The 12,350-nt window shown below is 36.7% G+C and carries 9 protein-coding genes; all 9 read right to left on the reverse strand.

The features are described from left to right. Positions 1-27: 27 nt before the first annotated feature. On the reverse strand, positions 28-750 hold the full coding sequence (locus I6I93_RS03335; RefSeq protein WP_112889432.1) for an amino acid ABC transporter ATP-binding protein: 723 nt from the start codon (positions 748-750) through the stop codon (positions 28-30). Next, positions 743-1,417, reverse strand: a complete 675-nt coding sequence (locus I6I93_RS03340) for an amino acid ABC transporter permease (protein WP_070700689.1) — start codon at positions 1,415-1,417, stop codon at positions 743-745. The genes I6I93_RS03335 and I6I93_RS03340 overlap by 8 nt, the downstream gene beginning before the upstream one ends. A 68-nt stretch (positions 1,418-1,485) precedes the next feature. Then, a complete protein-coding gene (locus I6I93_RS03345) occupies positions 1,486-2,340 on the reverse strand; it encodes a transporter substrate-binding domain-containing protein (RefSeq protein WP_112889433.1) in 855 nt (284 codons plus the stop codon). Positions 2,341-2,454: 114 nt separating this feature from the next. Beyond that, a complete protein-coding gene (locus I6I93_RS03350; protein ID WP_112889434.1) occupies positions 2,455-3,246 on the reverse strand; it encodes a L,D-transpeptidase in 792 nt (263 codons plus the stop codon). A 1-nt stretch (position 3,247) separates the two neighbouring features. Next, complete coding sequence (uvrA, locus tag I6I93_RS03355; RefSeq protein ID WP_112889435.1) at positions 3,248-6,064, reverse strand: excinuclease ABC subunit UvrA; 2,817 nt, start codon at positions 6,062-6,064, stop codon at positions 3,248-3,250. 12 nt (positions 6,065-6,076) lie between these two features. Further along, positions 6,077-8,068 (reverse strand): excinuclease ABC subunit UvrB, encoded by a 1,992-nt coding sequence (uvrB, locus tag I6I93_RS03360; RefSeq protein WP_112889436.1) that lies wholly within the window; start codon positions 8,066-8,068, stop codon positions 6,077-6,079. Positions 8,069-8,079: 11 nt separating this feature from the next. Beyond that, the gene (locus I6I93_RS03365; RefSeq protein WP_112889437.1) at positions 8,080-9,681 is read right to left on the reverse strand and encodes a gamma-glutamyltransferase family protein; all 1,602 of its coding nucleotides are present in this window, start codon (positions 9,679-9,681) and stop codon (positions 8,080-8,082) included. 312 nt (positions 9,682-9,993) lie between these two features. Continuing rightward, positions 9,994-10,509 (reverse strand): hypothetical protein, encoded by a 516-nt coding sequence (locus I6I93_RS03370; RefSeq protein ID WP_112889438.1) that lies wholly within the window; start codon positions 10,507-10,509, stop codon positions 9,994-9,996. A gap of 145 nt (positions 10,510-10,654) precedes the next feature. Next, positions 10,655-12,190: a Na+/H+ antiporter NhaC gene (gene nhaC / locus I6I93_RS03375; RefSeq protein WP_112889439.1), complete on the reverse strand. Its 1,536-nt coding sequence runs from the start codon at positions 12,188-12,190 to the stop codon at positions 10,655-10,657. Positions 12,191-12,350 lie beyond the last annotated feature (160 nt).

A 12,350-nucleotide genomic window follows, 5' to 3' on the forward strand; every position in this document is an offset into this window, starting at 1 on the left:
TCATTTTGATTAAAATTTATTAATTTATTAAAGAACCTTTCCTAAGAAGTCTTTGGTCCTATAGTTTTGAGGGTTTCCAAAAATTTCTTCTGGACTTCCCTCTTCAACAATGTAGCCTCCGTCCATAAATAAAATTCTGTCACCAACTTCTCTTGCAAAACCCATCTCGTGAGTAACAACTACCATGGTCATTCCTTCCTTTGCAAGGTCCTTCATTATATCTAGGACTTCCCCAACCATTTCTGGGTCAAGGGCTGACGTTGGTTCGTCAAAAAGCATTACCTTTGGATTCATGGCAAGGGCTCTTGCTATTGCTATCCTTTGTTTTTGTCCTCCTGATAGGGACTTCGGAAAAGACTCAGCCTTGTCTGGCAGTCCAACTCTTGCAAGAAGTTCTCTTGCTTTTTCTTCTGCCTTACTTTTTTCCATTTTCTTTACAAGTGTTGGTGCAAGTGTAATATTGTCTAAGATGTTTAGGTTGTTAAAGAGGTTAAAGGATTGGAATACCATTCCCATTTCTTCACGAACCTTATTTATGTCCACTTCCTTTGAAGTTATTTCTTCATCATCTACAAAGATCTTGCCACTTGTTGGAGTTTCCAAAAGATTTAAGCATCTCAAAAAAGTTGACTTACCTGAACCTGATGGTCCAATTACAACTACAACTTCACCATCTTTTATTTCTTGATCTATTCCCTTTAGAACTTCAAGTTCTCCAAAGGATTTTGTAAGATTTTCTACCTTAATCATTTGAAAGTCTCCTTTCTAGTCTACCCATGGCCTTTGAAAGACTGAAGGTCATGATGAAGTAGATGCAGGCTGTAAATATAAAGGGTCTTACTAATTCAAAAGTTCCCGATGAAATACTTTTACCTGCGTACATTAATTCTCCAACTCCTACTGTATAAGTAATTGATGATTCCTTAATAAGTGTTATAAATTCATTTACTAGGGCTGGAAGAATATTTTTTATTGCCTGTGGCATAATAATCTTTCTCATTGCTTGCTTTTCGTTAAGTCCAAGGGACCTGGCAGCTTCCATTTGTCCAAAGTCAACTGAACTAATTCCTGATCTAATAATTTCTGCAATATAGGCTGCAGAGTTTAGTGATATAGAAAGAGCACACAAGAACATTGGCGCTGTCAATATTGTGAATTGCTCTGGAATAATTTTCTTAAGCCCAAAGTAAACTATCATTATTTGTACAAGCATTGGTGTTCCTCTTACGATTTCGATGTAGATGCTTGACAAGATATTTAAAATTTTTATTTTTGATGTTTTCATTAGAGCAAGAATTATGCCAAGAGTAAAACCTAGAAGGACGCCAATTATTGAAAGCTCAATAGTTGTTATGGCACCATTTAAGTAAGTTGGCAGGTATCTCTCTATGAAAGCAAATTGATTCATAATTCCCATAATTTCCCCTTATTTAAAAAAATTTATAAAATAAAAATTCCCCACACTTAATGTAGGGAATATTTAATTTATTTTACTGCCTCTTTGTTAGATAGTTCAATATACTCATCAAACCATTTGTCAACTTGGCCTGAATCTTTTAATCCTTTAACAACTTCGTTAACAGCTCCTGTTAAGTCATCGTTGCCTTTTTTAATTGCTACTGCAAATCCGCTATCATCTGGAATTCCTAAGTCTTTTATAATAACAAGACCATCAGTGATTGAAGCAAATTGTTTAGCAGGTAGTTCTGATAAGAAAGCTGCATCAATGGACTTGTTCTTTAACTGTTCAATAATAACATTATTAAGATCAAATCCCTTACATTTGTCTCCAAATCTTTCTGTTGCAAACTTATGTTGAAGTGTACCAAGTTGTGTACCAACAATTTCTCCTTCAAGGTCATCAAAAGTTTTGTACTTGTCCTTATTTTCTTCAGTTACAAGTAAAACTTGTTGTCCTTGTGAATATTCATCAGAGAAGTCAACTTGTTTCTTTCTTTCTTCGTCAGCACCCATTCCTGCTATAACCATGTCAACATCACCTGAGTTTAGAGAAGCAAGAAGTCCTTCGAAAGCCATATTCTTAACTTCAAGTTCTACTCCAAGTGAATCAGCAATGGACTGTGCAATTGCAATATCAACACCTGTGAATTCTTCTTTACCAGATTGGAAAGATGTCCATTCCATTGGTGGGAAGTCTGCTGAAGTTCCAAGAACTATTTTTCCCTTTTCCTTTATAGCATCAATTGTTGGACCAGTAGTTGTCACTTCAAACTTAACTGCTTCCTTAGCTTCTTCTTTCGTTTCTTCTTTTTTTCCACAGCCAAATAGTAGCAGGGCTGTCATTGCAATAAGTGCAATATTAAAAATTTTCTTTTTCATAATAACCTCCGACTTTAATTTAAAATAGTCTTCCTAAAGCTGTCGCTATAATTTTAAAAAACATTATAACGCAAAGACTTATGATTTTCAATGCTTTAAGGCCACTTTATTAAATTAAAATTCTAATAAGTCACCTGCTGGAACTTCTTCTACAGGATTTTTATTAACTTCCTTTGGAGGCTCTTTCTTTTCCACTGGCTTTGGCTCAGCCTTCTTAGGCCTTGAGTATTGATATACTCCCCAAGACTCCAATTCAGCATCTGTCCCCAACCAAACTGGAGCTCCTACTTTCATTTTTGGAAAAACAAGATTTTCTATATCGTAGTTAAACATTCTTATGCAACCATTAGAATAGTAACCACCAATTTGAAAAGGCTTTATGTTTCCATGAATTCCGTATCCACTCATGCCAGGTATGCTTAGACCCATCCACCTTTCTCCAAGAGGATTTTTTGGATCATTGGATGCAACTGGAGTGTACTTACCTCCCATTCCACCCCAAGCAGGATTCTTGTGCATATTTTGAATTTTTGCCTTAGCTGATGGTGTTGGAGTTGAACTTGTCCCAAGAGTTACAGGGAACTTCCCAATAGATTGCCCACCCTTATATAGGGTAAGAGTTCTCCTAGACTTATTGACTACTATCCAGTTGCCACTTGTTGGTGGATTAGTCACCATGTCATAAACTTCGTAATTTTGTGTGTAAAGAGCTTGGTTGGTCTTGTCATTCATCCCGCCAGTAACAGGAAGGTTCATCCTCGCCTGCCACTTTTTTAGGGCGTGGGTCCTCTCATGACCAGACTTATCCATAAAATCATTTTGTCTAACAAATCCCTTTGCCGATACGAAACTTGGCAAGAGACTTGCGGCCAAAATAAAGGCTCCCAGTCTTTTAATTTTTTTCAAATTAATCCTCCAATTTATCTTTCAAAAATTCTCCTGTATAAGAATCTTTGCACTTAATAATTTCTTCAGGCCTTCCAGTAAATATAACTTGACCTCCGCCTTCTCCACCTTCTGGTCCAAGGTCAATAATGTGGTCGGCACACTTAATAACATCTAAGTTGTGCTCAATTGTTATTACTGTATTGCCCCTATCCACAAGTTCTTCTAAAACCTTTATTAATTTATTCACGTCTTCTGAGTGAAGTCCAGTTGTTGGCTCATCTAAGATGTAGAGAGTTCTTCCCGTTGCCCTCTTGGATAATTCTGTGGCAAGTTTTATTCTTTGGGCTTCTCCACCTGATAAAAGTGTAGAAGATTGTCCCAATTTTATATAGGAAAGTCCAACATCTCTTAGGGTTTCAAGCTTTCTCAAGACCCTCTCATGATTTTGGAAGAAGTCAATTGCCTCTTCAACTGTCATGTCAAGAACGTCATAGATATTTTTGCCCTTGTATTTTACTTCAAGAGTTTCACGATTATATCTCTTGCCATGGCAAACTTCACAAGGAACATAGACGTCAGACAAGAAGTGCATCTCAACTTTTAAGATTCCATCGCCCTTGCAAGCCTCGCATCTTCCTCCCTTGACGTTAAAGGAAAATCTCCCCTTCTTGTAGCCACGCATTTTTGCCTCATTAGTATTGGCAAAGACATCTCTTATTATATCAAAAGCACCTGTATAAGTGGCAGGATTTGACCTCGGTGTTCTTCCAATTGGGGATTGGTCAATGTCAACAATCTTGTCAATGTTGTCAAGACCTTCAATAGACTTGTGCTTGCCAGGTTTTATCCTAGACTTATTTATCTTTTGGGCGAGGCTCTTGTAGAGGATTTCATTTACAAGTGAAGACTTACCTGATCCAGAAACTCCTGTAACACAGACAAATTGTCCCAGCGGGAATTCAACATCAATATTTTTTAAGTTATTTTCCTCTGCACCTTTAACCTTGATGGACTTGCCTGTGTATTCTCTTCTTTCCTTGGGAACTTTAATTTTCTTTCTGCCACTTAGGTAGGCACCAGTTATGGACTCTTGAACTTCCATAATTTCTTCAGCTGTACCTTGAGCAACAATCCTTCCCCCATTGACGCCTGCAAGAGGTCCAATGTCTACAATTTCATCTGCAGCAAACATTGTATCCTCGTCGTGCTCAACAACAATTAGGGTGTTGCCAATGTCTGTTAGATTTCTAAGTGACTCAAGGAGTTTTGTGTTGTCCCTTTGGTGGAGTCCAATGCTTGGCTCATCGAGAACGTAAATTACCCCGACAAGTTGTGAACCAATTTGGGTTGCCAGCCTAATTCTTTGGGCTTCGCCACCAGAAAGAGTTCCAGCCATTCTCGATAAAGATAAATATTCAAGACCAACATTTACCAAGAATTCTAGCCTTGATTTAATCTCCTTTAAGAGTTCTTCAGCAATTATCATTTCATTTTTTGTAAATTCTAGATTTTCAAAAAACTCTAGGGACTTGTCTATAGAAAGTTCCGTCAATTCAAAAATATTTAGGCCTCCAACTCTTATGGCAAGAGATGAATCCCTTAACCTTGCTCCATGGCACTTAGGACATGGAACTTCTTCCATAAATTCGTCAATCTTATCAAGCATCCTGTCAGAACTTGACTCAGTGTACCTTCTCTTTAGGTTTTTTAGGATTCCCTCAAAACCTCCAGAATATTTTTTCTCCCCAGAGAAGTAGGAATTAAAGGAGAAGTTTAACTTACCATCATAACCTTCAAAAATTGCTTTGATAAATTCTTTTGGAGCATTTTTTATTGGCTCTTTAGTGGAAAAATCAAACTTCTTGGCAATTTGTGCAATTATTTCATAATAATATGTTCCCTTGGAGTTTGAGTAGCAGGCAATAGCCCCCTCATCTATAGAAAGTTCCTTGTTGGGAATAACCAAATCTCTTGAAACTTCCTTAGAAAATCCAAGTCCCTTACATTCGTCACAAGCTCCCAGAGGAGAGTTAAAGGAGAAGGACCTTGGAGTAACTTCTTCTATTATAATGTTGCAGTGAGGGCAGGCAAATTTTGTGGAGAAAACCATGTCGTCTCCATCGATAACATTTATCTTGGCTATCCCATCACTTAGGTTTGTGGCAATTTCCAGTGAGTCTGCAAGTCTTGATTCAATTTTTTCTTTTATAATAATCCTATCTATTACAATGTCTATATCGTGATACTTGTTTTTTTCAAGCTCAATTTCTTCCCCAATATCACGCATTTCTCCGTCAACAATAACCCTTAAAAAGCCTTCTTTTTTAATTTTTTCAAAAACTTTTTTGTGCTGACCCTTCCTATGCCTTACAACTGGTGAAAGAATTTGAATCCTTGTCCTCTCGTCTAGCTTCATTATTTCATCCACCATTTGGTCTATAGTATAGGAAGAAATTTCTCTCCCACATTCCGGACAAAAGGCATGACCAACTCTTGCATACAAAAGTCTTAGGTAGTCATAGATTTCTGTAACTGTCCCAACAGTTGATCTTGGGTTTTTTGAAGTGGTTTTTTGGTCAATGGAAATAGATGGACTCATACCTTCAATATAGTCAACCTCTGGCTTGTCCATTTGTCCCAAGAACTGTCTTGCATAAGAAGATAGGGATTCCACATACCTTCTTTGACCTTCTGCATAAATTGTATCAAAGGCAAGGGAAGACTTACCTGATCCAGAAAGTCCTGTAAAAACTACAAATTTATTTCTAGGAATATTAAGGTCAACATTTTTTAAGTTGTTGACCCTAGCTCCCTTTACTATTATTTCGTCTTTCAATTTAACACCTCTTTAAAGGAGGGCAGATTTTTTCTTCTCCCTTAAATCCTTTATTTTATCCCTAATTTCAGCAGCCTTCTCAAAATCAAGTTCTTCTGCTGCCCTGTACATTTCAGGTTTTAGGGCATCTATCATCTCGTTAATTTCATCCTTAGTAAATTCATTTTCTTCATCTTTAATATCTTTGAAGTCCACAGATTCTTCTGCAGCAATAGCAGTATTTATAACTTCACGGATACTTTTCACTATTGTTTTTGGAGTGATCCCATGCTCTTCATTGTATTCTTCTTGGATTTTTCTTCTCCTAGAAGTCTCATCAATAGTAACCCTCATAGAAGGAGTTATGGTGTCGGCATACATAATAACTTTTCCATCGGCATTTCTAGCTGCACGACCAGCAGTTTGGATAAGTGATGTGACAGAACGAAGGAAGCCTTCCTTGTCTGCATCAAGTATACAAACTCTTGAAACCTCTGGCAGGTCAAGACCCTCTCTTAGGAGGTTGATTCCAACAAGGACGTCAACCTTTCCAAGCCTTAGGTCCCTTATTATCTTCATCCTCTCTAGGGTGTCTACATCAGAGTGCATGTAAGTCACCTTGTATCCAATTTCCTTCAGGTGCCTTGATAGGTCCTCAGACATCCTCTTGGTAAGAGTAGTTATAAGGACCCTTTCTCCTCTTTCAATAGCTCCATTTACTTCATTTATAATATCATCAATTTGGTTTTTAATTGGTCTTACTTCAATTATTGGATCAAGAAGACCTGTTGGCCTTATGATTTGTTCAACTTCTTGTTCAGTGTGTTCAAGTTCATAAGGTCCTGGGGTTGCAGAAACATAAACACATTGGTTCATCATTTCTTCAAACTCATTAAATCTCAAAGGTCTGTTGTCTAGGGCTGAAGGAAGTCTAAATCCGTAATCAACTAGGGTTTCCTTACGAGCCCTGTCCCCATTATACATACCCCTAATTTGAGGAATAGTTTGGTGGGACTCGTCGATTATCGTTAAAAAGTCCTTTGGAAAATAATCTATTAATGTATAGGGTCTTGAGCCTGGAGCCCTACCAGATAGGTGTCTTGAATAATTTTCTATACCAGAGCAAAATCCCATTTCAGATAGCATCTCCAAGTCGTACCTTGTCCTTTGCTCCAATCTCTGAGCTTCTAAAAGTTTTTCTTGGTCCTTTAAAACCTTAAGTCTTTCCTCAAGTTCTTCTTCTATTGTAACAATGGCACGCTTTACCTTTTCTTCTGAAGTTGCAAAGTGGGAAGCAGGAGTAATGTAGGCGTGGTTTAGATAATGAAGGACTTGACCTGTCAAGGCATTGACTTCAGTTATTCTGTCAATTTCATCCCCAAAAAATTCAACTCTTATAGAATTTTCTGATGAAGAGGCTGGGAAAATTTCCAAAATATCTCCACGAACCCTAAAGGTCCCACGCTTAAATTCATAATCATTTCTCACATACTGGATGTCCACAAGCTTGCTCATGACATCATTCCTGTCCCTTATCATGCCAGGCCTTAGAGAAATTGCCAGTTGCTCATAATCAATTGGGTCCCCTAAACCATAGATGCAGGAAACTGATGCAACAATAATTACGTCCTTTCTCTCGAAAAGAGACATTGTTGCAGAGTGACGAAGCTTATCTATTTCATCATTTATAGATGAGTCCTTTTCAATAAAGGTGTCAGTTCCTGGCACATAGGCTTCTGGTTGATAGTAATCATAATAAGAAACAAAGAATTCCACAGCATTTTCCGGGAAAAATTCCTTTAATTCTGAACAAAGTTGGTAGGCAAGGGTCTTGTTGTGGGCAATTACAAGAGTTGGCTTTTGGACCCTCTCAATTACATTTGCCATGGTAAAGGTCTTACCAGAACCTGTTACCCCTAGTAAGTTTTGGTGCGTGTAGCCCTTCTTTATACCCTCAGCCAATTTATCAATAGCCTGGGGTTGGTCACCTGTGGGCTTGTACTCAGAATGAATTTTAAATTCCATTTAATCACCTTCTAATAAGAAAAAATATTGGAGTCCGTCCTCTTTTCTGTTCCACCAATATAAACATCTTTATCTTTCAAAATAATCTGGCCCCTACCCATGCTCTTGAAGTCACTTACGACTTCAACTTCGTGGCCAAGTTTTTTTAGTTCATCAATAATTTCAGGCTTAAAGTCATTTTCTACCTGAATTTTTTTGTCGTCAATCCACATTATCCTTGGAGCATCAAGGGCAGCCTGTGGATTTAAATTAAAATCTATCATATTCATAAGGACTTGGACATGGGCTTGTGGCTGCATAAAGGCACCCATTATTCCAAAGGCTCCAAGTGCCTCATTATTTTTTGTCATAAAGCCAGGAATTATTGTGTGGTAAGGCAGCTTTCCTCCTTCAAGAGAGTTGGCAAGTCCTTCTTCAAAATAAAAATTCTCAACCCTATTGTTTAAAGTTATTCCAGTTCCAGGAACCACAATTCCAGATCCAAAGCCAGCATAGTTTGACTGAATCATGGAGACCATGTTGCCATCCTTATCAGCTGTGGCAAAATAAACTGTGTCAGAAGATTTTATCTTAAAAGCTTCAGGAGTCTTTGCCCTGTCACTTATTTTCGCTCTCCTGTCCCTAGCATAGTCACATGATAAAAGTCTTTCAACTTCAATTTGCATCTTTTCAGGATCTGCAACATAGGCCTTAGCATCAGTAAGAGATAATTTTATGGCCTCAATAATCTTGTGAAGGGTCTTTGGGTCTTCACGATCTTTTATTTCCATTTCACTTAAAATATTTAGGGCCATTAGGACAGAAATTCCGTGTCCATTTGGAGGGATTTCCCAAATATCTATCCCTTTATAATTGGTAGAAATTGGATCTACATATCTTGGCTCAAAAGCCTTTAAGTCATCTAGACTTAAAAAGCCTCCAAGCCTTTCCACTTCACCTACTATTTTTTCTGCAAGTTCTCCCTTATAAAAGGACTGGCCCTTAGTGTCACGAATTTCTCTTAGGGTCCTTGCCATGTCAGGAGATTTGAAAACTTCACCAGCCCTTGGGGCTCTACCATCAAGAGTAAAGGACTTAAAAAATTCATTGAACTCTTCCCTATTTAAATTTTTATATTTTTCATAGCTTTCTCCCCAAAGTTTTGCAATTTGTGGAGTCACTGGATATCCTTCTTCTGCATAGGAGATTGCTGGTTCAAAAATTTTCTCAAGACTAAGGCTGGCAAAGTCTTCATAGACTTTCATGACTCCACCAATTAACCCTGGCGTATTTATTACATTTACCCCACAAGAAGGCATTCTATCATAGCCCTTTTCCCTAAGCTTTGCAATAGAAATATTTTTGGGACTTCTACCGCTGGCATTTATTCCATAAAGTTTGCCTTCATAATAAATTAAAGCAAACATATCTGACCCCAGCCCGTTGCCTGTTGGTTCCACAACAGGAAGAGTCATAGATGCAGCAAGAGCAGCGTCTATGGCATTGCCACCTTCAAGGAGAATTTTTGCCCCAGCACTTGTTGCATAGGGAGATGATGTTGCCATCATTCCATTTTTCCCAAAAATTGTCCTCCTAGTTGAAGGATAAGGGTAAGAGTTGTAATCAAATTTCATTTTATCATCCTTATTAAAGAATATTCTCATTGTCGATTTGTCTTATCATCCTTTTAAAAATATTCTATTGTCCTTTTGTCTTATCTTCTTTTGAATAATATTCTATTCTCGACTTCTTATAACTTCTTTTTTTCCTCTGTCTAACAAAGTTAATTCTATAATTAATTGGTGAATAATTCAACTTTACAAGTTTAAAATAATTTTTAAACTTATAATAATTTGTTACTTTTAATTTATATACTTCGAAGAAAATATAATTTCATTGAACATAAAAAAGAGACTCCTTAATTGAAGTCTCTTAAAAAACTTTTTTTATCGTTGCCAACTTCTCTTTGTCTTTTTTAATTCCTTTTTGAAAGACTTGAGATTTTCTTTATACTCATAGGCATCGTAAATTTTTATTTTTTTATTATGCTTTTTAGCCACATCAAAGACTCTGTCTTTGTCCTCATCCTTAAAGAAGAATCTCCTTGTAATATCTCCCTTAGTAAAATAGAGAAGAGTCTTGCCTGGCTCATCAGCTTTTTTCTCATAAGTAATTGCATCAATATCTGACCAATCCCAAACTTCATGAATTTTTGAAACTTTAATGTCGTTGTAAATTTCAAGCCCCTTGCTTGTAACTGCAACATACTTTTTTGCAAGTAGGGATATAAGTAAAAGGATAGCCAAGATCAAAGTCAGCTTATACTTTGTGAAAATACCTAAAATAATCAAGACAGAAGTGACTACGTAGGCATATTTTTCAGAAAATCTTTTTCTAGGATTCACATATACGTATTTGATTGCTTCGCTGTCATTATCCCAAGGTAATTTTATCTCTGACACATAATCACTTCTTTCTATTTAATATTCTAATTAATATTCTAAAATTTAGTTAGGAAATTTTAATATTCTAATTAATATTCTAAAATTTAGTTAGGAAATTTTAATATTCTAATTAATATTCTAAAATTTAGTTAGGAAATTTGAATTAAGCGCTAAGTTTTGGAGCTCTTCCTTCTGCTCTTCTTCTTTCAAGAGCTGCCATAGCTACTTCTTTAGCTTTTTCTGGAGACTTAGCTTGTTTCTTCATTGTAGTCTTACCAAATAGATTTGTATAAGATCCGTCAGCCCAGAATATGTTTCTTCCAGCAAATGCTGTTACACATGCATAGATTGGGTTTAGTAAGTTAACAAATGCAAATGGGAAGAATGCAAGTGGGTTAACACCAAGTGTTCTAAATTGGTAAGCACCACAAGCTGTCCATGGGAACATACATGCCCAAAGTGTACCAGCATCTTCAAGTGTTCTTGATAACATATTTCTTGCAAGTCCAAGTTCATCATATTTTGTATCATATAGAGGAGCAGGAACACCGATTCCTAAGAATTGGTCACACATTGCTGCGTCACAGAAGATTGATGTAAGCATTGTAGCAAAAACTATTCCACCAACAGAGTTGATTTTATTTTTAATTCCACCAAATAATTTTTCAACGATACCACATTTTTCAAGAGCACCACCAAAGGATACTGCAAGAATAATAAGGTTGATTGTCCACATTTGGTTATCCATACCACCTTTTGCAAGAGCACCATCAAGGAATTCATTTCCTGTTTCAATTGATGGACCATAGTGAAGGATTGAGAATAAGTCTGCTACTGAATATCTTTCTTGGAAGATAAGTGCAAAGATGACACCAACTGCAACTGAACCAAGTACGCCTGGAAGACCAGGGATTCTTAATACCATTATAATTACAATTACTACAATTGGAAGTAGTACTAATGGATTAACATTAAAGTTACTAGATATTGCTTCTCTAATTCCATCAGCAATTGTTGGATCATATCCAGCTCCTGCAATATTCATACCTAAGATTGTATAAATAATAAGAGATATTAAGAAAACAGGACCTGTTGTAGATACCATGGCTGCAACGTGATCAAATAGACCAGTTCCAGCAACACCTGCTGCAAGGTTAGTAGTATCAGATAGTGGAGAGAATTTATCTCCAACATATGCTCCAGATATTACCATACCTGCTGTAAGTGCAGGATTAATTCCAAGTCCAGCACCAATTGTCATGAAAGCAATACCAACTGTAGCTGTTGCTGTCCAAGAAGATCCACAAGCTAAACCAACTATAGCACAAAGCAAACAACCAACTGGTAGGAATGTTTGTGGTGATAAGAAATCTAGTCCGTAATAGATAAGAGCAGGAATTGTACCTGAAATCATAAAGGATGATACCAATAGACCTACAGTAAGTAAAATTAAAATTGCGTCCAATGTTGCTGTTATCCTGTCTATAATACCAGACAACATTTCATCAAAACTATGTCCGCAAATTACACCAATAGTAACAGTAACTATAAGTGCTATGATTAGTGGCATGTGAGCAGCGTCATACGCCTCATCACTAAATTTGAAAACATATACCATTAGCGCTACCATTGTTAAAATAGGTAGAATTGCTTCAAAAAAACTTGGTAGTCTAACAGCTTTTTGACCATCGTTCTTCATAAATAAAACCTCCTTAAAACATTAAGGCACGTCATAAAATATTTGGCATGTCTGTAATACATCTGCTAAAATTTTGTATTACTGAAAATGTTTTCTAGCTTCATCTTACTCCTGTAGTAATTATAAGTCAACTATAATTTATAAAGATTTTTATATTACA

The organism is Peptoniphilus harei, from assembly GCF_016726485.1.
GTDB lineage: Bacteria > Bacillota > Clostridia > Tissierellales > Peptoniphilaceae > Peptoniphilus_A > Peptoniphilus_A harei.